This is a genomic window from Brevibacillus brevis (assembly GCF_031583145.1).
Classification (GTDB): domain Bacteria; phylum Bacillota; class Bacilli; order Brevibacillales; family Brevibacillaceae; genus Brevibacillus; species Brevibacillus brevis_E.
Map to the genome: position 1 here is coordinate 6,094,162 of NZ_CP134050.1, position 22,778 is coordinate 6,116,939.

Consider the following 22,778-nt stretch of genomic DNA (forward strand, 5'->3'; position numbering starts at 1 on the left):
ATACGGCTCACCGCGCTGTCTGTAACGGCAATTTAATGGGCACCCCGATGGGTGCCCTAAGATCATTGTCTTTGTAAGAATCCAGCAAATTGTGCGTGTCTCCGCAATGTAACCTTAATTGCATCCTTAATTGATGAGGGCATGGTTGTTTCAGCCGAAAATGCTTTTAGTTCGATTATTACTTTAGGCTTTGCCGTTCCAGGGCGGTTGATAAATATATCAGCCCTCACCGAACTATGCCCTGAGGTAAGCGTTACTTCATGAGTGGCATCAAGGCCACTAGTGTTAAGGACTCGTGCAATTCTCCTCCCGAGCTGCGTGGGTTTCGTTGTTACACCCTCATACCATACTCTGGCCTCTTCAGCTCGTTTAGACTCCCTCTCCTTAAGCGGAGTATATTCATATTCATCCCAGTTATCAGCCACAACCTGATAAAAATGAGTTTTCATAAATCTTCTAACATAGGAGGCACCATAAGTGCCTTCCGGATTATCAAGATTGTTACATAATCGGTGGAGGTCAGCAACTCGTATTGGAATTATTCGAACATCAAAATAAAGCCGAGTACGATTTAACTCTTTTAACGGAAGTTGAGCGCGGTCCTCAGCGTTTAACTCTCTATACCATGCCTCCCAGTTTAATTTATAACCTTCCCTAGGTTTAGAGAATTGTAACACACGTTGAGTGCGAAGAGCATCTGAGACTGGCCACATTAATATTACTTGGTACTCCGACAAGTTTTGAATATCTGTTAATCGTTCACCAAGAAGTACACCAACTTCCTCCATAGCACTTCCAATTGTATGGCAGTCCAAACTAATTTTCTTGATATCTTCTTCAATGATCTCATAATCGGCCAATGAAATATCACTATTATGAAAAGTAAAAGTCTCATCTATTATTTTTGGCCATTCATTCTTTTCTGGTCCGGTTATCATAAAACTCTCATTCAACAGTATCCTTTTGTTGCGGCTTGTAGCAAGTACAAGCATTTTCTGAAATTCCTGACTTGTTGTAAGCCAAACAAAGATTATTGGAGTATCACTTAATTCACCACGGTCAAGAAGGCTTAAGTACTCAACAAATTGAGTGGGGATCTTTTCCTTTCCTACAACGTTTTCTTCATATTGATCAATAATCGCAATTAGTAGTTTTCCAGTGTTATGTACTCGTTCCCGATTTACCCGAGATAGAAGCGACTCCCTCACTTCTATCTCATCTCTATTAAGTACAAATGTGTGTGCACTCGGTATATGCGTACTAATTTCTCGGGCTGCAGATGTTTTTCCAGCACCACTTTCACCGTAAATCGGTAAAAATCTTATCCCACCACTAATCATCATTGATTTTGTAGCTTTATTAATTAAAGCTAGTAGACTTTTATTAGGTATTAATCTACCGCGATAAGCTTCATCTAAACTCTCGTATCGGGAAGGTAGGCTTAATTTCACTGATATCTCACACCTTTTGGGAATAAAGTCTCACTCCATAATTCTACATAGAAATACAAAATAATACAATAACTTTGTCCTCCTTAACCTGATCAAATAACAACAACATTTAAAAACTTTCCCTCACTTGTGATACGGTTCGCCGTATCACTCTAGCGGCGAATTTTTTAGGGCACCCGGTCGGGTGCCCTTGATGAATGCAAACGTCACCTGTTGCATTAGTCTTTGAAATAATCTTTAGTCACTTCCATAACATCATCTATTTGTTCTTAAACGATAATATGGATACCGCTTTTCCTCGTAGTATCGGAGGGTCCCTCAAATGTAGCATCTTCCGTTTTCACCAAAACAACCTTTCCATTTTGCCACATGTAATACTCGTCATAATAACCGTATCCTCTAGATCATTATTTTCGACATACCTGTTTTTTTGATTATCCTACTATTGCGTTTAGGGAATCGCTCCGACGGACAGAATTGTTTAAAAGATATCCTCTCTTTTATTAATATGACATAAGGTGACGTGTTTGAGGTCTATTATGGGTGGTAGATTAACGAAAGGAGTAACAAATCATGAAACGAAGGATAATTTTGGATTTAGCGGTTTCTTTAGATGGTTTTATTGAAGGGAAAAATGGTGACATTGATTGGTGCATTATGGACTCTGAGATGGGGTTTATTCATTTTTTAAATCAAATTGATACCATTTTATATGGAAGAAAAAGCTATGATTTATGGGGGCAATTTACTCCGGAAATTGAACATACTGATTCTGAAAAAGAATTTTGGGAATTGGTCCATAGCAAAGAGAAATATGTGTTTTCCAGGACGCAAAAGGGGACTGATCATAAAGCGATATTCATAAATGATCATATTCTTGAAGAAGTAAATAAATTAAAGAATAAGCCTGGCAAAGACATCTGGCTATATGGTGGAGCAAGTCTTATTACAACTTTTATCAATTTAGGACTTGTGGATGAATTTAGATTATCTGTTCACCCTGTTGTTTTGGGAGAAGGGAAACCGCTGTTTGTGGACATAAAAAAGAGGTTGCATTTAAAAATGGCTCATGCAAGAACGTTCTCCTCAGGCGTTGTACAACTAATTTATCATTTTGACGGGAACGAATAATATTGCACATTCCAATGATAAAATCGTTGGTTTCATATTAACAGCGGCAATTCTACGACTTTATTTTTTGGTCTTCGATCGCCGCTTTTTTATTTATTGGGTTTCGTCTAAAAACTTTATGTTCGCCCCGGTTGCTCTGGTTACACTGTGAAAGCGAAGAAAATGAAAATCCGAGGTGGGGTCTATGAACGTCGAAGATATCATAATCAAAGGAGCACGCGAGAATAACCTGAAAAACGTGAATGTCCGTATACCGAAGCGAAAAATCACAATCTTCACCGGCGTCTCGGGCTCGGGAAAATCCTCCTTGGTCTTCGACACCGTAAGCGCAGAAGCGCAGAGGCAGCTTAATGAGACATTTACCGCATTCATCCGCAATCGGCTGCCCCGGTTTAGCCAGCCGGATACCGATCTCATCGAGAACTTGTCCACGGCGGTCGTGATCGACCAGAAACGACTCGGCGGAAACTCCCGTTCGACAGTCGGCACAGTCACGGATATTTATGCCATGCTTCGGTTGCTTTTCTCCAGAATTGGCAAGCCGTTTGTCGGCTCTTCACATGTTTTCTCGTTTAACGACCCGGCCGGCATGTGCCCGGAATGCTCCGGAGTCGGACAGGTGGTGCAGTTTGATATAGACAAGCTGCTCGACAGGTCCAAGTCGCTGAATGAAGGCGCAATCCTGTTCCCCGTATTTAAAGTGGGAAGCTGGTACTTGAATACGTATACCCATTCCGGTTTGTTCGACAACGACAAGCGGCTTGCCGACTATACGCCGGCAGAATGGGATACCCTCCTCCACGGCAAAGAAAGCAAGATCGTATACCGTACCAAGGGCGGCGATATCGAGTCGGATTATGAAGGTCTGCTGCCCAAGCTCACCCGCCTGTATTTGAAGCGGGACAGCAGCGAGATGTCAGATGCCAAACGCGAAACCCTGGACCGCTTTCTCTCCTATAGCGAGTGTACCCTTTGCGGGGGAAGCCGGCTTAATCAAGCGGCCTTGAACTGCCGGATTAACGGATACAACATTGCCCAATGCGCAGCGATGGAGATTAGCGAGCTAATCCGTATGATTGAAGCCATTCGGGATCCGGTTGCCGGTCCGATGATTGACGGGATTCTGACCCGTTTAAATCATCTGGTCTCTATTGGGCTGGAGTATCTGAGTCTGGACCGTAAAACTTCAACTTTGTCGGGCGGGGAGTCGCAGCGCATAAAGATGGTCCGTCATTTGAGCAGCAGTCTGACCGACATGATCTACATTTTCGATGAACCGAGTGTCGGGCTGCATCCACGGGATGTCCATCGTCTGAACGACATGCTCCGCAAGCTCCGGGACAAAGGGAATACCGTGCTCGTCGTCGAACACGACCGCGAAGTCATGGAGATCGCCGATTACATCATCGATGTCGGACCTCATGCGGGAACCCGCGGCGGAGAAATCGTCTACGAAGGCGACTTTGCGGGCTTGCTGCGCGCGGATACATTGACAGGACGATATTTGAAGCAAAGTCTGCCCTTGAAAACTTCAACGAGGGTACCCAAGGGTTGGATGACCGTAGCTGGCGCCAAGCTGCACAATCTGAAGGATGTGACCGTCGATATACCCGTCGGTGTGCTGACCGTGGTAACGGGAGTAGCCGGCTCAGGCAAAAGTACGTTGATTAACGGAGCATTCCTGCCATCGCATCCGGAAGCGATTGTCATTGATCAGTCGGCCGTGGGCACGTCCATCCGTTCCAATCCGGCTACCTATACGGGGATGATGGATGAGATCCGCCGGCTGTTCGCAGCCGCCAACAAAGTGAGCGCTTCCCTGTTTAGCTTCAACTCCAAGGGAGCCTGCTCCAACTGTCAGGGTCTTGGAATCATCTACACGGATTTGGCCTTTCTCGAGCCGGTAAGGACGACATGTGAAACATGCGGGGGCAAGCGGTTCAGCGATGAAGTGCTGCAGTATAAACTGAACGGAAAATCTATCAGCGACGTACTCGCGATGACAGTACGGGAAGCTTCGGCGTTCTTCAGTGGGAAGGAACTGCTCCGTAAAATGCGGACGCTTGAGGATGTGGGACTCGGATACATAACGCTGGGCCAGCCTCTGAGCACCTTGTCGGGCGGAGAATGCCAACGCATCGAACTGGCTGGGGAACTTCACAAGGAAGGCAGTCTCTATGTAATGGACGAGCCGACAACCGGACTGCATATGTCCGATATCTCGCGTCTGATGGACATTATGAACCGCTTGGTCGACGGGGGCAACACGGTGGTGGTCATCGAACACAACCTGGATGTAATCAAGAGCGCAGACTGGATCATTGACATGGGTCCTGAGGGCGGTCACCGTGGAGGACGAATTGTATTCGAAGGCACTCCTGTCCAGCTTGCTGCTGCCGAGCATTCGATAACGGGGGCGTATTTGCGCAAGGCAGAAACCTGCCAGGGAGAGTCTTCCTGACGGGGTACGCTGCAACGGACCCTTCATTTATGAAGTTCTCGGGTTCCGACTCGGTAAAGTGATTCCACACAACCGTCCAATCCTCTGGAATTTTCAGTGGTACAAGTGGAAGCGGCATAGGCTCATCCACTCCATCCCGTTAAATTTTTTCGCCGTAACTTATGGTTACGGTTCTCCGCGCTGTCTGTAACGGCAAGTTTTAGGGCCATCCTTTGCGGGATGGCCCTTAAAATTACTAATTTCCTCGAGAAATAGAATCTCCGGGGTTCTTTCTAGTGATTATTCTTAAGGAAAGGTATGTCCAACAGAAGTCGTCAAGAAAAGAAATTCGTTACCTCTGTTATAAAACGTTCAGGTTCTTCAATGCTTGGAGCATGGCCGGAATGCATGAATTCCATGAAGGTCGCATCGGGCATCCCTCGAGACGTTATGCCTCAATTTTCGCCCTACTTGTGATACGGTTCCCCCCGACTAATCCGAAACGCCCGATAAACCTGCTCCAGCAGCACCAGTCTCACCAGCTGATGGGGAAACGTCATCTTGGAAAACGACAACAGCGCATCCGCCCGCTTCAACACCGTGTCGGCGAGCCCAAGTGACCCCCCGATCACAAACGCCACCTGGCTGCGCCCGTGCAGTGCCAGCCTGTCCATCTCCGCCGACAGCTTTTCCGACGACCACATCTGGCCCTCGATGGCCAGCGCGATGACGTACTGATCCTGCTTGATCTGCGCCAGGATGCGCTCGCCTTCCTTGCGCTTCACCTGCTCCATCTCCGCCGCGCTCATCTCTTCCGGCGCCTTTTCGTCGCTGACCTCCACGATCTGCAGCTTGCAGTACGCCGAGAGCCGTTTGCTGTACTCCTCGATGCCCTCGCGCAAATATTTTTCCTTGAGCTTCCCTACTGAAATGATCGAAATTTGCACGTCTCTACAATCCTTTCTCTTTCAACAGCGCGACCTTCGCCGGGGCACCGCACTCCCGGCAGCGCTTGTCCATCTCATCCGCAATCAGGTCCGCCCGGTATGTATCCGGCGCCGCCTCGAAATCGTTGACGTAATCGTCCAGCTCCTGGTCGAAGTGCTCCATGCACGCGAAGCGCACGGGAAATCCCGGCTGCAGCGCCACTTCCTTGCCTTCGATTGTTACGCTCTCCAGCTTCTTGTCCATCTTTCTGTACCCCTTTTCCGTCCATACGTGATTTCGCTCTATATTCTACCCCAGATTGGAAAGAAAACAAATGGCTGCCCGGCTGGCCGGAAGCCTCCTGCAACCAAAAAAAGAGCGCCGAGAAAAGCCTCGGCGCTTGCAAGAAGGGATCTATTCGAAAATAGATAGAGGGGAACTAGGTACTACATTTATGCAAACGGGACAAACTGCATCCCGGAATTGCCTGTCAAAGGTTACGAATTCATTCGTTTTCGGCCGTTACGGGTGATGACAAGCGGCCCTTATTCATTCCGACCTTATTGGTCAGGGGACTTCGTCAGTTTCACGCTGGTGGTCTTCTTGAAACCATCGCGGTAGTAGGTAATCTCGACAGAATCACCCGGTTTTTTGTCCAGGGTCAGGTATTTGCGGAGCTGAGCGCCGTTGTTGATGTCCTTGCCGTCCATCTTGACGATGACGTCGTACTGTCTCAGTCCTGCCTGGCCTGCCGGCGAGAATTTGCCTACCTCGTTCTGGATCACGACACCGGCCTGTACGTCGTCAGGCAGATTCAGAGTCTCTTTCCAGTTGTAGCGCGGCACGTTGGTCAGGTCGTATGGAGTGACGCCCAGATACGCGCGCTCCAGTTTGCCTTTTTCCATCAGCTCGCTGACGATGGCTTTCACGTCGTTGATCGGGAGGGCGAAGCCCAAGCCTTCGACGCCTTCCTTGGAGATCTTCAATGTATTGATACCGATAACCTGGCCTTTGATGTTGACCAGTGCGCCACCGCTGTTGCCAGGGTTGATCGCGGCATCCGTCTGCAGAACATCCAGTTCCCAGTCGTCTTGGCCGTCTTCGTTGAGGTCCATCGGCATGGAGCGCTCAAGCGAGGAGATGATGCCTTGGGTCACCGTACGGGAGAACTTCATGCCCAGCGGGTTCCCGATGGCGATGGCCGGCTCGCCGACTTGCAGCGTCGAAGAGTCGCCCAGTTCCGCGACGGTCGATACTTTGGAGGCGTCGATCTCCAGTACGGCGAGATCGGCAAACATATCGGCACCCAGGATCTTCGCTTCCACCTTGTCGCCGGTTGGGAGCGCGACCTCCAGTTTTTGCGCCTGGTCAATGACGTGGTAGTTGGTGATGATGTGGGCTTTTCCGCCCTTCTTCTCGAAGATGACGCCGGAGCCTTCGCCCTGCTCGACATCTTGGGAATTGCCGTTCACCCAGTTGGTCCGGGTACGGCCGATGTTGATGACGCCGACTACGGCGTTTTCCACTTTTTTCACGGCGTCCACCGTGCCTGTCTCCACCTTCACGGAGACCGGTGTCGCAAACAGACTGGCTGTCGGATTGCTCATGACGTTGGAAGCGCTCGGCTTCACCATATTAATGTAACCGGCGTTGGAGAGAGTCGGCAGCGCGAGTAGGACGACCATTCCCCCAATCACCGCCGAAGTGACAGACGTCATGATCATGCGTCCAACACCTCGCCCACGCCGATCGTTCCGCTCGACGCGAGTCAAATCATCATAAAACCCCATGATTCACACTCTCCTTCCTCTATTACTACTAGGGTTGCAGGTTTGCTGAACTCCTATACTTGCGTTTGTTTTGTCAGTGTGCTGCTCATTCGTTTTTGGGTTGCTTCCTTTTGACATCCTCAGTATACGTCCCGTTTTCGGCAAAAACGCGTGAGAAATATGGAAAGGTTGTGGAATGTAAAAAGGCCCTCGGAATATTTCGCCGAGGGCCCGGATATGATAGATTAAAAGCTTTTTCGAAAGGATTGATAGACGTGAAAGAAGTACAACTGATCGCCAAGCTGGCTGACCTGCAAGAAGTGGGTTACCACAATACGCTCGTCCTGCATTCCGTCATCGAGCTGCTGGTCGCCAAAGGGCTCTTCACCCACGAGGAGCTGCGAACCAAGATGACCGAGCTGGACTCGCAATTGACCTTTCACGTCGAGACATACGCCCGGCTGACCGATGCCGTCAGCAAGCGCCAGGCGCAAATCAAGCCGCTCCTATAGCTCTTCCAGCTTCGTCGGGCGATCCGGGTACGTGTCGCGCAAGTGGACATCGTCCCCGACGACCAGGCCCTTTTCCTCCAGAATGCCTTTCACCGTGAGTCGCGCCAGGTCGATCATGTTGTTTTCCTTGCTCAGGTGGGCCAGGTACACCCGCTCGGCCCCGCCGCTCAAGACGTCGATCAGGGCATCGCCTGCCGCTTCATTGGACAAGTGCCCGACATCGCTCAAAATGCGCCGCTTGATGCTCCACGGGTACTGCGACATGCGCAGCAGCTCCACGTCGTGGTTGGACTCAAATACGTATGCGTCCGCACCGCGGATCGTCTCCTTGATCTTGTCGCTGACATATCCGAGGTCGGTGGCGACGCTGAGCTTTTTCGCGCCATGGTAAAAGCAAAAGCCCATCGGCTCCGCCGCATCGTGGGAAATCCCGAACGATTCAATCCCCAAATCTTCCAGTTCTTGTTTTTCTCCGACGGCAAACAACCGCCGCTGGTCCTCTTTCACGGTCCCGATCTGGCCGTCCAGCTCGGCCCAAGTCTTTTCATTGGCGAAGATCGGCAAGCCATAGCGCCGCGCCATGACCCCGACCCCTTTGATATGGTCGACATGCTCGTGAGTGACGAGGATGGCGCTCAGGTCAGACGGATTGACTCCGATCGACTGCAACGCCGCTTCTGCCTGTTTCCCCGTGATGCCGACATCGATCAGCACGGAGACACGGTCAGTCGCCACATAGATGGCGTTGCCCGTGCTTCCGCTTGCCAGTACACTAAATCTCACCAAACATCCCTCTTCCCGTAACGCACCCATGCGCTGTCTGTCTGTTCGTGCTTTTCGTCCTCACCGCTGCGTCACCATCGGCCGCTCCAGAGCGCCCGTAAACGCATTGACGAAATGCTGCTTGCCGTCGTGAATGACCCGCCAGACCGGAGCCAATGCCTGAATATCCGCATCGTACGAGCCATAATACCCCAGGCTCACGCTCTCGATTCTTTCCCCCGGCTCGATGATCTGCTTGTCCACCAGCGAACGCAGCGCCGTATATCCGGAGATCACTTGCCGGCCGCGCTCCTGCTTGCGGATGTGGAAATACGTCTGCCGGTATCCCAAAATCGAGCCATTTTGCAAATACACCTCGAGGGGCGCGACGAACACCGGCATCTTGTCGTAGACTTGCCAGTACAGCAGGCGCCCCTGATTCGACTGGTACATGTCCGCCGTGTACTGATCCGCGTACAGCAGGCGAGGGCCGATCTGGCGCAAGAGCTCCGCAGGCGTGATCTGCCCGCGAATCTGCAGCGGCGGATCGAGCTTGACCGCCAGCGACATCTTTTCCATGGTCGCCGTCATCCCCGGCATCGCCTGGAGCGACATCGGATTGATCCCCACGTATTCCGCATTCAGGTATGACATTTCTGGCGTCTCCTGCGGCACATCGGTCACCAACGCGATGTTCTGCTGCTTCAAGTACATTTCCATATCCCATCTGTCGCCCTGTGCGACGTCTCGGTCGTTCCAGAAGTTGATCCTCGTGACGTACACCTGATAGCCGAGAAACAGATCGAGGAGCAGAAAGGCCCAGATCAGGATCGTCTTGGTCTTACTCCAATCCATGCACCTTTCCCCCTCCCTGCTTGGCCTCGGCGGAAATGTACAGATCGGCCTGATTTGCCATTTCCACTACCCAGATCGGCATCAGGTCTACATACCCTTCCCCTACTTTGGTTTGGTAGGCCAAGTACACGTCCGTGATGCTATCCGTATTCGCCAGCTTCTTGTCGCGGATCAGCTGATACAGCTCAGGCCCCGACATGACCGTCCACTCTTTGTTGGACAGGTACTTGTCCAGACTCAGGAGCGAACGGCTCAAGGTCACGACTTGCCCGGCCTCTGATGTGATCTGGATCGTATCGAGCGGCTTGTCCCCCTGGCTGATCAGCGGATACGCCCCGATGTACTGGCGAAACGTAATCAGGTCCTTTTCATTGTAGCTCTTTTTCATCCGCTCAAAATGGTAGTCATCCAGCCAGCCCAAATGCTTGTTGATAAAGGTCACGGCTCCCTGGACCTTCTCTTCGTCGGACAGCTCCTGAGCCCGCTGCTGATAGGCCGGATCGGTAAACGTCATCGCCTGCTCCTCCGATCGCAGCTGAATCGAGCGGCTTCCATCCGTAAAGATGACCGCCTTGTCCCGCTCCATGATTTGCCGCACCAGCGACGGATCAAGGAAATACGCTTCGATCAGCCTCTCGTTGCTGACCGTCTCATAGCTGTACCGGTACTGCTGCATCCGCCCCTGATTTTTCGGAAGGTAAAACATGCTCCATACCGGCGTCGCTCCGTCCATGGCGGAATACGCCCGCTCCGGTTTTACGATCTTCATGATTTGCTCGGGCATCTGATTGCCTGTCGCCAGGTACGAATCGCGCAAATCCTTCAAGCTGATCGACGTCCGAGACCGCATCATTTCCCCTTCATCCGCCGACAGGAACAGAGCGTAGACGAGATCCTCATCCTTCTCGTAGTAGAGCCAAAGCCGGTCGATCCCCTTCATCTTCGTATCGTAATCGTCGCGAAACGTCACCAGACGACCTACGACCGATAAAGGAACGCTGCTTCGGAATCGCACCTCGACCCCCATCTTTTCCCGGGCAATTTCCCCCCACTTTTCATTGGAGAGCGTATACGGCGTGAAATCGAGAAAAATCCATTTGGACATTTCCTTTACGATCATGCTGTACGGACCGTCCGTCGATACCGCTTTGGTATGGCGGTCTCCTCCATAATGGAAAACAACCGATTCCGGCGTCACGAGCTGTTCCAGCTGTTTCTCCTGGACAGGCTTGGACTCCGTGTATTGGGCAGGCTCGATAAACTGAAACTTCGGCTGGTTGCTCCACAACATGGCGGTCAAGCAAAAGCTCGCCAGCACCAGCAGGTTGAGCAATACGGTCTTGGCAGGTTCCAGCCACCGCTTCATCCCGCTTTCCCCCCTTGGGCAAATGGAACCCAGAACGTAACGGTCGTCCCCACATTCCACTCGCTGGTGATCTCAATGTCCGCTCCGTGCGCCTGCACCAGTTCGCGGGCGATGGCCAGTCCCAAGCCGGTACCGCCCTGTCCCCGCGAGCGTGCTTTGTCCACCCGGTAAAAGCGCTCGAAGATCCGCTTCAAGTCGCGGCTCGGGATTCCGATGCCCGTATCGGCGATAGAGATCACGACCCGCTTCTGCTGGTGGTTCGCTGTCGCCTGCAAAACGACCTGGCCGCCCTGACGCGAGTACTTGATCGCATTGGACAACAGATTGTCGAGCACCTGATTGATCGCGTCCTGATCGATGAAGACTGGCGGAAGCTGATCGGGCACGTCCAAACTGAGCTGCACGTCCTGCTGCTCCCCGAACATGGAAAAGCGGTCGGCGGCATAGCGCAGCAGCCGATGCAAATCGGCCTCCTTGCAATGCAGCCGCACTCCCTGGGAATCAAAACGGGACAGCTGCAGCAAATCGTTGACCAGCCGGATCATCCGCTCCGTCTCCGACATCGTCACCCGCAAAAAGCGGTTGGACAGCTCCGGCTCTTCCACTGCACCGTCCAGCAGCGCTTCGACGTAGCTCTTGATCGTCGTCAGCGGCGTGCGCAGCTCGTGGGATACGTTGGCCACGAATTCCCGCCGCTGCTGCTCCAGGCGTTGCTGCTCGGTGACGTCTGCCACCACGGCGATGATTCCGCCTTTTTTGCCGCTGTCGTGCTGAAGCGGCGTGAAGGTCACGCGCAATATCACTTCGTCCCGGTTCGGGAGCACCATTTCGATGAACAGCGGGTCCACCTGCTCATGCAACGGCATCTCATCCTCGGGAGGAAGCCGAAGCAAATCGTACAGCGTCCGCCCTTTGGCGAGCACCTCGGCCATCGTCACCTGCAGCATCTCTTCCGCTGCGCGGTTGAACAAGATAATGTTGCCCTTTCGATCGGCTGCAATCACGCCGTCCGTCATGTTGCTCAAGATGCCCGCGAGCTTTTCCCGCTCTTCCTCTTGCTGCAGGATCGCTTCCTGCAAACGCAAGGTCATATGGTTAAAAGCCATCCCCAGCTGGCCGATCTCGTCTCCGCTGTACACGCGCACATGGCGGTTGAAGTCTCCGTCAGCCACCGCTCTGGCCTGGCGAGTCATCTCCTTGACCGGCTTGGTAATCGTCCGGGCGAGCACCACGCCCAGCACTACAGTGATGACCAGGGCGAACATCGTGCCTGTCGCCAGGATCCCGTTCATTTTGCGGATCGTCGTATAGGTGCCCTCCATGGACGCGACCATGTAGACGGCGCCGTACACGATCTGATCTCCTTTGACCGGCAGCACCAGTACTTTCACGCGCGCTCCTGTGCGCGGATCGATCCGCATCGACTCGCTGCGTGTCCCCAGGAGGGCGATGGTCACTTCCGGCTGGGACGTGCGCTGGCCGATCGTGCTTTTATCCTCCGTCGTGCTCACGACCGTCCCCGTCTGGTCGATGACCTGCACGTTGGCTCCGTTGATCTTGACCAGGTTGTTGATCAGATTGTCGATATCCTGCCGATACTGCTCGGGATTCTGCTCCTTCCCGTCTCGGGGCCGCAAATCGCTCTCCAGCAGGCTCGCCAGCAAGCTCGCCTGGCCATTGAGCGCTTCGGAAAAGTTGTTGATGAAATAGCTCTCCACTTCCCGGGCAAAGTACGCTCCAATGAACTGCATCGCCAGCAGGATGAGCAGCATGTAAATGACAACCATTTTCCATTGAATGGTTTTGAACAGCCGCCTCATCCAGGCGTTCCTCCCAGACCCGGGTTACGCAAGGTGTATCCCAGGCCGCGGCGTGTAATGATGTATTTCGGCTGGCTCGGGTCATCCTCGATCTTTTCCCGCAAGCGGCGGATCGTCACATCGACCGTCCGCACATCGCCGAAGTAGTCGAAGCCCCAGACAGACTGGAGCAAATGCTCGCGCGTAAGCACCTGTCCCTGATGGCGGGCCAAATACACGAGCAGCTCAAACTCGCGATGGGTCAAATCGAGCAATTCGCCCATCTTTTCGACCGTATATGAATGAAGGTCGATCTCCAGCTCATGCACACGCAGCAGGTGCTGCTGTTCCTTTTCCTCGTTCTTGGGCTGATGTCTGCGCAGCTGCGCCTTTACCCGCGCTACCAGCTCCCGCGTGCTGAACGGCTTGGTCACGTAATCGTCCGCTCCGAGCTCCAGGCCCAAGACCTTGTCCAGCTCAGAGTCCTTTGCCGTCAGCATGATGATCGGGACATCGTGCGACTGGCGAACCGCTCTGCACACATCCATCCCGTCCCGCCCCGGAAGCATGACATCCAGCAGGATCAAGTCGGGCTTCTCGTTTTGCACCACGACCAGCGCTTCTTCGCCGTCATAGGCGCAAACGACCTGATACCCTTCCTTTTCAAACGTGAACTTCAAAATATCCGCAATCGGTTTTTCATCGTCTACCACCAGGAGTTTTGCCATCCCGCTCCCTCCTTTACTCTATAAGGATTCCACTTACGGAGCTGCTATTCCTCTACAATACACCATGTCCCCCGTGTAAAGAAGCCCTCTGGAAACGACTCCCTTGCCGAAGCTGTTTTTGGCAGGCCAAAACAAAAAGGGAGATCCCGAAACGAGATCCCCCTTTTCTATCTGAGTTCGTTGTGTCTATCGCAAGTAACGCATCGGGTTCTGGAGCTTTCCGTTTACGTGAACCTCGAAGTGCAGGTGGACGCCCGTCGAATCTCCGGTCGAACCTTTGACGCCGATTTTCTTTCCTTGCGATACTACTTCGCCCACTTTTACATTGATGACGCTCATGTGGCCATACAGTGTTTCCATGCCGTTGCCGTGGTCGATGATGACCGCTTTCCCGTAGTCGCCATCCCATCCGGCAAACGTGACGCGCCCATTGTCGGCAGCCATTACGGAGCCGCCGCCGGCGATGTCGATCCCTTTATGCAGACGGCCCCAGCGCTGTCCAAAGCCGCTGCTGATGTATCCGCCAGCTGGCCAGCTCAAACGGCCTGTCCCACGGGAAGGAATCACTTTGGTTCCTCGCTCCACGATCTTGGCGACGGGCTGTGCAATGACATCCTGTTTGACGATCTTTCGGTCCACGACTTGTCCATTTTCCTTGGTCACTTCATACTGGACCAACTTGCTGCCATCCCGGCCTTCCTGGATGACTTTGGTCTCTCCCTTGGGCAGCTTGTCGTTGTTGTTGATCTGCGTAGTATACGCGATCGTTTCCTTTTGGGAGACGTTCTCTTTCACTTGCACGGTGACATACGGACGAATCGCCGTGACGTTGATTTGCTGCCCGAGCTGCAGCAGCGTATTTTCCGTAATGCCAGGGTTGTTGGCATAAATGTCTTTCGTGGTGATGCCGTATTGCTTGGCGATGCACCCGATGCAATCACCTTCGACGACCGTGTGGGTCATTTGCTTGAAAGTGCCTTTTTCCAGCAGCTCCTCGAGCTTGTCCGCCGGCAGCACTTGCGCAGCAGTCACCGAGTCGAGCTCGGTTTGCACGTCTTCCTTGAATGCGACTTCCTTGATCGGGCTGCTCGCTGCAGGGGCCGACAAAGACGCAGCGGCGACAGCCGCTTTTTTCTGTGCCTGAACCGGAACGCCTGAATATTTTTCCTTCACGTGAGCAAGCACTTGGTCAGCCGTCGCTTGATCTGCCGCGTACCCGACCACTTTTCCGTCTACGATCAGCTTGACGGCGTCGACCTTGATGTCGGCGATGTCGGAGAGCGCGCTAAGCGCCGCCTGGTTGTCGAAAGGCGCTTTGAACTTCTGCTCTTCCTTGAACGTGATGTAGTCGGAGAGCGTCAAAGACAATCCGTTCTTCGCCTGTTCTTCTTCCAGCTTGGCCTTCGTCCAGCTGTTGACGACATCGGGGTTGTCCACTACACCGATCTCCTGGCCGTTTACGAACACGTGGTACACGGAGTTGATGTTGCTCGTGTAGTAGTATTGCGCGGATGCTCCTGCCGCTACGGTGAACGCCAGTCCTGCCGCGACTGAAATCGTTTGTTTCTTGTGCGTTTGTATGTATGTACTTGTCCGATCTATGGTACTCTTCGCCATCTGCCTGCAATTCTGAACGATTAGTTTCGACCGTTCCTGCAGCTTGGCCTTCCATTCCGACCATTGCATAACTTGTCCCTCCTGAAAACATAAACAGCTTGCCTTGCTTTCGGTATTTCCGCAATTATTTAAATATACCGACTAGGACATTCAGCCCAATATTTAGTTTCCAGTAATCTGCCAAATTGCCTAAAGAAACCAACTATGTCGACTTTACCACATATATAACGACAACATCAAGTGTAAATTGCTGTCGAATAAAAAAGCTGGCGAAGTGTCATCATATGTACATGCAACTGGAAGTTTTTAGATGGTCAGGAGGGTGATTTATGTGAAAGAACGAAACATTCTGGCAGGTTTTCACACGGAAGAAGACGCATCCAAGGCAGCCGAAGCCCTTCGTTCTGCCGGTTTTTCCATCGTGCAGATCGACAGGATCGGGCAATTCCCCGGAGACGGGAACGAATCGATCATGAATCCGATCTCCGGAGAAATCCCCAGTCTGGGAAGCATGACACTGGCGGCCGACTTCCCCAGCGGACGCGATGCCAGCATTTTGGCTGCAGCCAATCCGGACGCGAGCGGCATGGCCGACCGGGGAGACGACAACCTGAACCGCAATGTGCTGCTGACCGCCGTCGTCCCGGAAGAGAGAGGCGACCAGGCCACCAGCATCATTACTTCTTGCGGCGGGATGGTCTGACTATGAGATAAGCCCCACAAATAATAGCCACCTGTCCCGAAGCGGTAGGGTGGCTCATTGCTTTTGGCTCATTCGATTATCACACCTCGAGCATGGAAGTCACATCTTTGAGCGCCAGCCGGCGAATGGTCGTTTTCTCCGCGTCCCGCTGCTTGTATGTCGTGATGAAGCACAGGTACCCGTTATCGAAATGAGTCATGGTTCCCTTGATGACGACGCCATTGAACATCTTCACCTGTACGTTTTTCCCCAGCAGCTTCATGGCTTTTTGATCAAAACCCATCATCGCGATCACCTCTCCATTTCCTTGCTATGCTCTACCATATGCCCAGATGGTGTCGTTTCGTGTCTGTCCCCGGGAAATAAATTTGTGAAAAACAAAAAAGGCCGTCGAAATTCGACAGCCTTTTCTAGTTCCACGGTACTGCTGCTTATCCGTAAATGCCGCGAACGACAACCGTTTGCTCACGATCCGGACCGACCGAGAAGATCGACATCGGAATACCGGTCAATTGCGTGATGCGCTCGATGTAGTGACGAGCATTTTCCGGCAGATCGTTGAGGTTGCGAACGCCTGTGATGTCTTCGGTCCAGCCTGGCAGCTCTTCGTATACCGGTTCGCACTTAGCCAGCATGTTCAGGTTCGCCGGGAAGGACTCGATAACCTCGCCGTTGTACTTGTAAGCCGTGCAAATGCGCAGCGTTTCGATACCGGTCAGGGTATCCAGCTTGGTGATCGCCAAACCGGTGATGCCGCTGACGCGACGGGCATGGCGGACAACCACGCTGTCAAACCAGCCGACACGGCGCGGACGGCCTGTGGTCGTACCGTATTCAGCACCGACTTCGCGGATTTGATCGCCGACTGCATCGGTCAGCTCCGTCAGGAACGGTCCGTCCCCTACGCGAGTGGTGTATGCTTTTGCCACACCGATGACTTGATTGATTTTGGTCGGACCTACGCCCGAACCGATCGTCACTCCGCCCGCAATCGGATTGGAGGAAGTGACGTATGGATACGTACCTTGGTCGATGTCGAGCAATACGCCCTGTGCGCCTTCGAACAACACGCGGTTGCCGCGGTCGATCGCGTCATTCAGGACCACCGAAGTGTCGGTGACGTACGGACGGATGATCTCAGCCACTGCCAAGTATTCATCCAGCACTTCCTGAAGCTCGAAGCCAGTCGTGTTGTACACTTTTTCCAGCAGCATGTTCTTCTCAGCCAGATTGCGCTCCAGCTTGCGCTTGAACTCTTCCGGATCGAGCAGGTCCGCGATGCGGATCCCGATGCGTGCGGCTTTGTCCATGTAAGCAGGACCGATGCCTTTGCGGGTCGTGCCAATTTTGTTGGCGCCGCGGCTGTCTTCCTCTACGCCGTCCAGTTTGATGTGGTACGGCAGGATCACGTGTGCGCGATCGCTGATTCTCAGGTTGGAAGTGGAGAAACCGAAGCTGTGGATGTACTCCAGTTCTTTCACAAGCGCTCTCGGATCGACAACCATGCCGTTTCCGATGACGCAGATCTTATCTGTATAAAAAATTCCGGATGGAATCAAATGCAGCTTGTATTTGTTACCATCAAAAATAATGGTGTGGCCAGCGTTGTTACCGCCTTGGTAACGAGCCACAACTTCTGCGCTTTCCGCCAGATAGTCTGTAATTTTACCTTTACCTTCATCGCCCCACTGGGTTCCGACGACAACGACTGTTGACATCGAAAAACACCTCCTGATATCATCATGTCCTTTTGGGCCTGAAACAATCTAAGTGTACTAAACCATTTCCTGTATGTCAACGAAAATACGAACATTTGAATTGTGGAAAGATTATACGTTCGGTAATTAATCATACGCTCCAAAAGTCCCTTTTGTCCGGGCACTTTGCACGTACCTTCCTCCTATTTTCCCCTTTTTGTGCAAAAAGAAAAAGCCGAAAGCAAGAAGCTCCGGCTTTGTTTTCGCTGCATTTACCCAGCCTGGTTGCGGAAACGGTTGTCCAGGCTGACGAATTTGTTGAATTCCTTCAAGAACGCCAATTCCACGGTGCCCGTGGGGCCGTTACGCTGTTTGGCGATAATGACTTCGATGACGTTCTTGTTCTCGGTTTCCTTGTCGTAGTAGTCATCCCGGTAAAGGAAAGCGACGATATCCGCGTCCTGCTCGATCGAACCGGACTCACGGATGTCGGACATCATCGGGCGCTTGTCCTGGCGTTGCTCCACACCCCGGCTCAGCTGCGACAGAGCGATGACCGGCACGTTCAACTCACGGGCGATACCTTTGAGCGTACGGGAAATTTCCGATACTTCCTGCTGGCGGTTGTCACCTTTTCCCCGTCCGTGAATCAGCTGCAAGTAATCGATCAAAATCAACCCGAGGCCTTTTTCTGCTTGCAGCCTGCGGCATTTGGCGCGAATGTCCATGACCGTGACCCCTGGCGTATCATCGATGTAGATCGGCGCCTTCGCCAGCGTCCCGATTGCCATCGTGAGCTTTTGCCAGTCGTCTTCCTCCAATGCCCCGGAACGCATCCGGGAAGCATCGAGATTTCCTTCTGCGCAAATCATACGCTGTACGAGCTGAGTGGCCCCCATCTCGAGCGAGAAGATCGCGACTGTCTCGCCCGCCCGTGCCGCGACATTTTGCGCCAGATTCAGGGCAAACGCCGTCTTCCCTACGGAAGGACGGGCAGCGAGAATGATCAAGTCGCTTCTCTGCAGGCCCGCCGTCATCTTGTCCAGATCGATGTACCCGGTCGGTATCCCGGTAATGTCTCCTTGACGCTGGCTCAGGAACTCAATGCGCTCATACGTCTCCATCAGCGCATCACGGATCGGGATAAACCCACCGCTGTTGCGGTTCCGTGCGATCTCCATGATATACTTCTCGGCATCCGCGATGATTTCGGCGACCTCGTCTTCGCGGGAATAGCCGTCATTGGCGATCTTGGTCGCTGTATGGATCAAACGCCTGAGCAGCGATTTTTCTTCTACGATCTTCGCGTAATACTCGATGTTGGCTGCGGTCGGAACGGAACTGGCGATTTCCGTCAGATACGTGACCCCGCCAACCTCGTCCAGCAGCTTGTGGTCCTGGAGCTCCGCCGTCACGGTGACGAGATCGACCGGCTCTCCTTTTTCGTACAGATCCACCATCGTCTGAAAGATACGCTGATGTGCTGACTTGTAAAAATCCTCGGGACGGAGAATCTCAATGGCTGTTGTGAGAGCTTCCTTGGACAGGAACACGGCACCAAGCACCGATTGTTCTGCTTCCTTGTTCTGCGGCGGCACTCGATCCAAAAACAGGTCGCTCACGTCACACCCTCCGTTTGTCCGTCATTATTCTTCCACCACGTGAACTTTGAGCGTTGTCGTGACTTCATTGTGCAGCTTTACTTTGATTTGGGTGACACCCAAAGCGCGAATCGCATCCATTTCGAGCTTGCGCTTGTCTACTTTGATTTTGAATTGCTCTTCCAGCGCTTGAGCGACTTGCTTGCTGGAAATAGCGCCAAACAGTCGGCCGCCTTCACCGGCTTTTCCTTTAATCTTCACCGTCAGCTCTTTCAGCTTTTCGGCCAGCTCCTGGGCTTCCTGCTTTTCTTGCTCTTTGCGTTTTTCTTCGCTGCGCTTCTGCGCGTCCAGCGTCTTCACATTGCTATCTGTCGCTTCCTTCGCCAAACCGCGCGGCAGCAGGAAGTTGCGTACATAACCTTCCGATAGGTCCTTGATTTCGCCTTTTTTGCCTTGGCCTTTTACGTCTTGAAGAAAAATGACTTTCATCATCGTTTCCCCCTTTTTCTATTGGCCTAAATGACCGAATCGATCGCTTCTTTCAAGCGCCGGATTGCTTCTTTCATGGTGATGCCTTCGATCTGGGTCGCTGCCCCGGTCAAGTGACCCCCGCCGCCCAGCAGCTCCATGACGGACTGGACGTTGATGTCACCAAGGGAGCGCGCGCTGATCAGGATAGCGCCGTCTGCGCGCTGCGCAGCCACGAACGATGCCTGAATGCCGGACAGCGTCAACAGCTGTTCCGCAGCCTGCGCTACCTGGACTTGCGTATATTCCTCGGAAGGATCCCCTGTGGCGATCGCCATATTGTCACGGTATGTCTCTGTGTTCATGATGATGCGCGCCCGCTTGACGTACTGGCTCACATCTTCCTTCAGCAGGCGTTGGACTGCCGCCGTATCGGCGCCGTTGCGGCGCAGGAACGACGCGGCTTCAAACGTCCGCGAGCCTGTGCGGAAGGCAAAGCTTTTGGTATCGACGACGATCCCCGCGAGCAGCGCAGTCGCGATCAGGCTGTCGATGTTCAGCCGTTCGCTCTGATACTGCAGCAGCTCCGTCACCAGCTCGGAAGTGGACGAAGCATACGGCTCCAAATACAGCAGGACGGGCTCGATGAATTCCTCGGAGCGGCGATGGTGGTCGATGACGACGACTCGGCTGGTTTCGCCCAGCAGCTTCGGCTCGATGACCAGCGACGGCCGATGCGTATCGACGACGACGAGCAGCGTGCGCCCGGTTACCAGACGAATCGCCTGCTCCGGTGTCACGAACGACTCCGCCAACTCTTCGTTGGCGTATATTTCCCGCATCAGCCGCTCCACGGAATTGTTTCCTTCGTCCATGACGATGTAGGCTGACTTTTTATGCACCTGGACCGCTTTCAGTACCCCGAGTGATGCGCCGATGGAGTCCATATCGGGCTGCTTGTGGCCCATGACGATGACGTGTTCGGCTTCGTGGATCAGGTCGCGCAATGCATGGGCGATGACCCGTGCCCGTACGCGCGTCCGCTTTTCCACGGCATTGGACTTACCGCCGAAAAAGGTGAGCTTGTTTCCGATTTTGACCGCAGCCTGGTCGCCACCGCGCCCAAGAGCGATGTCCAAGCTCGACTGCGCCATCTGTCCCAATTCGATATACGTGCTGGCAGCCGCACCAACCCCGATGCTCAGGGTGATCGGGATCTTGTTGTCCGCCGTCATTTCCCGCACGACATCCAGGATGTCAAAGCGCGTTTCTTCTAATTTATCAAGTGCTTCCCGTTCCATCAGCGCCAAAAATTTGTCAGCCGTGATGCGGCGAAGGTATATGCCATGTTTGGTTGCCCACTCGGTAATGACACCGGCGACGCTCGTGGAAAGCAGCGTCCGGCTTTGGTCATCCATCACTTGACCGATCTCGTCCAGGTTGTCGAGATGGATGATGGCGAGTGCAGCCTTTTCACGATGGTATTTGGCCGTCAGCTCTTTGAAATCCGAGATGTCTGTAAAGTACAGCAGACGCTCTTCAGCCCGTACCAGCACTTCGTATACCCGTTCGTTGTAGGTAAATTCAAGCCGTTTTTGTTCCAGCTTCCCATTCAGCCCTGGAAAAACTTCCTGCAGGTTTTTCCCGATCAACAGCTCGTCCCCGGACATATGTGTCATGAACGGATTGACCCACTCAATGACCTTTTCTTCATTGTATAGAAGAATCCCGATCGGCAGCTCCGAAATGACGCCTTCCCCGGCCTTCTTCACGCGATGCGTGACCGTAGCCAAATACAGGCGCAAATCCCGTTGGAATCCTTTTTCAGCCTGGAGCGCATAAATGACCAGGCCAATCAGGCAGACGATGCCGATCGCCCCGTACATCCAATGGTGCAGGGTCAAAATCCCCAGCAACAGTAAGCTAAAGCTGAGAGCCAGGACCATATGCATCCCGTACCAACGCTTTAACAGGAATTTGGGCATTTCCTCAGCCCCTCTTCACTCTTGTTTCCAGTTTATCACGCAAGCGGATTCCCAAATCAAAGATACCTACTAGACTCAGTATAGTGGTTAGAAAGGGAAAAATAAATAGACAGACAATAAGCACTGGAGTCAATCTCTTCCACCCGTACAAATGCGCGGCGAACAGGCAAAAGCTGAGGCCTTGCAGGGTGAATACCGCATCCAGCATGACTTTTACGTTTAAAACGGCGCTTTCCCAAAACGTGCCCTGCATGCTTGCCCCGAACACCAGCATCGCAATCATGGCGATGAAGTAATAGTAGAGCAAGGAACGCGGGAAGTTCCATTCCCTGATCGGCGGAAGTACCGGCACCGGTCTACGCAGCCGTTTCCCCATCAGGCGCGCCAGCCAATGCACAATCCCGCTTGATATAAAACTGAACATGATCAGACTTACAGGAATGAGCATTTTGCCCATTTGCATCGCCTGATCGTACTGCTCTTTGGGCATGAATGTCGGCCGAAGCGAGGCAGCCTGTTGCATGATCGCATCGAAGTTGGTCTTCATGCCGAAAATCATAAACGCCAGCATGAACAAGAATCCGAGGAAGACCGCAGCTGCTCCCGCGGTAATGCCCGATAAAGCCGTTCCCCTCTTGGTGTAAACGATGCCCATCACCGCTCCCCAAATGGCAAAGCCGAGAGCAACAAAAGCAGTGATCGGTCCCGTAATGATCCAGCCCAAAAACGTAAACGCCAGGGAAATCCACACCAGATTCGGTATGGTTCTGCTCATACCCAGGAACAAAAACGGCAGTGGAACCAAAATACCGACTAACGCTCCCAGCACCGTGTATGTACTGAGAAACAACAGCACCAGAGCGATACCCAGCATCAAGGCATTTTCGGCCAATTGCTTGGTTTTCGAAGGCATGTCAGCACCTCATTTGTACGAGTACAAAAAGATATGGAAAAAAGAGGGCCACGC

20 protein-coding genes are annotated in these 22,778 nt (G+C 52.8%); 4 read left to right on the top strand and 16 right to left on the bottom strand.

Annotated elements, in window-relative coordinates; all coding sequences use genetic code 11:
* Positions 1-62: 62 nt before the first annotated feature.
* Entirely contained in the window at positions 63-1,451 is a 1,389-nt protein-coding gene (locus RGB73_RS29805) for an ATP-binding protein (protein ID WP_310767511.1), read from the bottom strand.
* A 573-nt stretch (positions 1,452-2,024) separates the two neighbouring features.
* Between RGB73_RS29805 and RGB73_RS29810 the strand changes: the two genes are divergently transcribed.
* Entirely contained in the window at positions 2,025-2,582 is a 558-nt protein-coding gene (locus RGB73_RS29810; protein WP_310767514.1) for a dihydrofolate reductase family protein, read from the top strand.
* Positions 2,583-2,766: 184 nt separating this feature from the next.
* Positions 2,767-5,043, top strand: a complete 2,277-nt coding sequence (locus RGB73_RS29815; RefSeq protein WP_310767518.1) for an ATP-binding cassette domain-containing protein — start codon at positions 2,767-2,769, stop codon at positions 5,041-5,043.
* Positions 5,044-5,489: 446 nt separating this feature from the next.
* Here the strand turns inward: RGB73_RS29815 and rlmH are convergent, their stop codons facing one another.
* From rlmH to RGB73_RS29830, 3 genes are all read right to left on the bottom strand, one after another.
* Positions 5,490-5,969 (bottom strand): 23S rRNA (pseudouridine(1915)-N(3))-methyltransferase RlmH, encoded by a 480-nt coding sequence (gene rlmH, locus RGB73_RS29820; protein WP_310767521.1) that lies wholly within the window; start codon positions 5,967-5,969, stop codon positions 5,490-5,492.
* Between the two features lie 4 nt (positions 5,970-5,973).
* Positions 5,974-6,213, bottom strand: coding sequence for a CxxH/CxxC protein (locus RGB73_RS29825; RefSeq protein WP_310767524.1), 240 nt, complete (start codon positions 6,211-6,213; stop codon positions 5,974-5,976).
* A 296-nt stretch (positions 6,214-6,509) separates the two neighbouring features.
* Positions 6,510-7,739, bottom strand: coding sequence for a S1C family serine protease (locus RGB73_RS29830; RefSeq protein WP_310767527.1), 1,230 nt, complete (start codon positions 7,737-7,739; stop codon positions 6,510-6,512).
* A 254-nt stretch (positions 7,740-7,993) separates the two neighbouring features.
* Between RGB73_RS29830 and RGB73_RS29835 the strand changes: the two genes are divergently transcribed.
* Positions 7,994-8,230, top strand: coding sequence for a hypothetical protein (locus RGB73_RS29835; RefSeq protein ID WP_310767530.1), 237 nt, complete (start codon positions 7,994-7,996; stop codon positions 8,228-8,230).
* On the opposite strand, the gene RGB73_RS29840 is transcribed toward RGB73_RS29835, so the two are convergent.
* The 6 genes from RGB73_RS29840 to RGB73_RS29865 form a co-directional block, all read right to left on the bottom strand.
* Positions 8,225-9,013: an MBL fold metallo-hydrolase gene (locus RGB73_RS29840; RefSeq protein ID WP_310767533.1), complete on the bottom strand. Its 789-nt coding sequence runs from the start codon at positions 9,011-9,013 to the stop codon at positions 8,225-8,227. The genes RGB73_RS29835 and RGB73_RS29840 overlap by 6 nt on opposite strands.
* 60 nt (positions 9,014-9,073) lie before the next feature.
* A complete protein-coding gene (locus RGB73_RS29845; protein ID WP_310767536.1) occupies positions 9,074-9,847 on the bottom strand; it encodes a two-component system regulatory protein YycI in 774 nt (257 codons plus the stop codon).
* The gene (locus tag RGB73_RS29850) at positions 9,834-11,213 is read right to left on the bottom strand and encodes a YycH family regulatory protein (RefSeq protein WP_310767539.1); all 1,380 of its coding nucleotides are present in this window, start codon (positions 11,211-11,213) and stop codon (positions 9,834-9,836) included. The genes RGB73_RS29845 and RGB73_RS29850 overlap by 14 nt, the downstream gene beginning before the upstream one ends.
* A complete protein-coding gene (gene walK / locus RGB73_RS29855; protein WP_310767541.1) occupies positions 11,210-13,033 on the bottom strand; it encodes a cell wall metabolism sensor histidine kinase WalK in 1,824 nt (607 codons plus the stop codon). Before walK ends, RGB73_RS29850 begins: the two co-directional genes overlap by 4 nt.
* Positions 13,030-13,740, bottom strand: coding sequence for a response regulator YycF (gene yycF, locus RGB73_RS29860; protein ID WP_310767543.1), 711 nt, complete (start codon positions 13,738-13,740; stop codon positions 13,030-13,032). Before yycF ends, walK begins: the two co-directional genes overlap by 4 nt.
* Before the next feature lie 186 nt (positions 13,741-13,926).
* A complete protein-coding gene (locus RGB73_RS29865) occupies positions 13,927-15,426 on the bottom strand; it encodes a LysM peptidoglycan-binding domain-containing M23 family metallopeptidase (protein WP_310767545.1) in 1,500 nt (499 codons plus the stop codon).
* Between the two features lie 262 nt (positions 15,427-15,688).
* Between RGB73_RS29865 and RGB73_RS29870 the strand changes: the two genes are divergently transcribed.
* Positions 15,689-16,060 (top strand): hypothetical protein, encoded by a 372-nt coding sequence (locus RGB73_RS29870; RefSeq protein WP_310767547.1) that lies wholly within the window; start codon positions 15,689-15,691, stop codon positions 16,058-16,060.
* 79 nt (positions 16,061-16,139) lie between these two features.
* Here RGB73_RS29870 and RGB73_RS29875 read toward each other — a convergent pair whose 3' ends face one another.
* The 6 genes from RGB73_RS29875 to RGB73_RS29900 all read right to left on the bottom strand — a co-directional run bounded on the left by RGB73_RS29875 (position 16,140) and on the right by RGB73_RS29900 (position 22,724).
* Complete coding sequence (locus RGB73_RS29875; RefSeq protein WP_396136243.1) at positions 16,140-16,343, bottom strand: hypothetical protein; 204 nt, start codon at positions 16,341-16,343, stop codon at positions 16,140-16,142.
* A gap of 148 nt (positions 16,344-16,491) precedes the next feature.
* Positions 16,492-17,778: an adenylosuccinate synthase gene (locus RGB73_RS29880; protein ID WP_310767551.1), complete on the bottom strand. Its 1,287-nt coding sequence runs from the start codon at positions 17,776-17,778 to the stop codon at positions 16,492-16,494.
* 251 nt (positions 17,779-18,029) lie between these two features.
* A complete protein-coding gene (gene dnaB / locus RGB73_RS29885; RefSeq protein ID WP_310767553.1) occupies positions 18,030-19,379 on the bottom strand; it encodes a replicative DNA helicase in 1,350 nt (449 codons plus the stop codon).
* A gap of 24 nt (positions 19,380-19,403) precedes the next feature.
* The gene (gene rplI, locus RGB73_RS29890; RefSeq protein WP_310774611.1) at positions 19,404-19,847 is read right to left on the bottom strand and encodes a 50S ribosomal protein L9; all 444 of its coding nucleotides are present in this window, start codon (positions 19,845-19,847) and stop codon (positions 19,404-19,406) included.
* A 26-nt stretch (positions 19,848-19,873) separates the two neighbouring features.
* Positions 19,874-21,811, bottom strand: a complete 1,938-nt coding sequence (locus RGB73_RS29895) for a DHH family phosphoesterase (protein ID WP_310767554.1) — start codon at positions 21,809-21,811, stop codon at positions 19,874-19,876.
* Between the two features lie 4 nt (positions 21,812-21,815).
* Positions 21,816-22,724, bottom strand: a complete 909-nt coding sequence (locus RGB73_RS29900; protein WP_310767556.1) for a DUF2232 domain-containing protein — start codon at positions 22,722-22,724, stop codon at positions 21,816-21,818.
* Between the last annotated feature and the right edge of the window lie 54 nt (positions 22,725-22,778).

Coding starts and splice junctions, on each gene's coding strand:
- RGB73_RS29845 (WP_310767536.1), bottom strand. CDS start 9,847: ATGGATTGGAGTAAGACCAAGACGATCCTGATCTGGGCCTTTCTGCTC.
- walK (WP_310767541.1), bottom strand. CDS start 13,033: ATGAGGCGGCTGTTCAAAACCATTCAATGGAAAATGGTTGTCATTTAC.
- RGB73_RS29865 (WP_310767545.1), bottom strand. CDS start 15,426: ATGCAATGGTCGGAATGGAAGGCCAAGCTGCAGGAACGGTCGAAACTA.
- RGB73_RS29900 (WP_310767556.1), bottom strand. CDS start 22,724: ATGCCTTCGAAAACCAAGCAATTGGCCGAAAATGCCTTGATGCTGGGT.
- RGB73_RS29850 (WP_310767539.1), bottom strand. CDS start 11,213: ATGAAGCGGTGGCTGGAACCTGCCAAGACCGTATTGCTCAACCTGCTG.
- RGB73_RS29810 (WP_310767514.1), top strand. CDS start 2,025: ATGAAACGAAGGATAATTTTGGATTTAGCGGTTTCTTTAGATGGTTTT.
- RGB73_RS29825 (WP_310767524.1), bottom strand. CDS start 6,213: ATGGACAAGAAGCTGGAGAGCGTAACAATCGAAGGCAAGGAAGTGGCG.
- RGB73_RS29875 (WP_396136243.1), bottom strand. CDS start 16,343: ATGGGTTTTGATCAAAAAGCCATGAAGCTGCTGGGGAAAAACGTACAG.
- rplI (WP_310774611.1), bottom strand. CDS start 19,847: ATGAAAGTCATTTTTCTTCAAGACGTAAAAGGCCAAGGCAAAAAAGGC.
- RGB73_RS29830 (WP_310767527.1), bottom strand. CDS start 7,739: ATGGGGTTTTATGATGATTTGACTCGCGTCGAGCGGAACGATCGGCGT.
- yycF (WP_310767543.1), bottom strand. CDS start 13,740: ATGGCAAAACTCCTGGTGGTAGACGATGAAAAACCGATTGCGGATATT.
- RGB73_RS29880 (WP_310767551.1), bottom strand. CDS start 17,778: ATGTCAACAGTCGTTGTCGTCGGAACCCAGTGGGGCGATGAAGGTAAA.
- RGB73_RS29895 (WP_310767554.1), bottom strand. CDS start 21,811: ATGCCCAAATTCCTGTTAAAGCGTTGGTACGGGATGCATATGGTCCTG.
- RGB73_RS29815 (WP_310767518.1), top strand. CDS start 2,767: ATGAACGTCGAAGATATCATAATCAAAGGAGCACGCGAGAATAACCTG.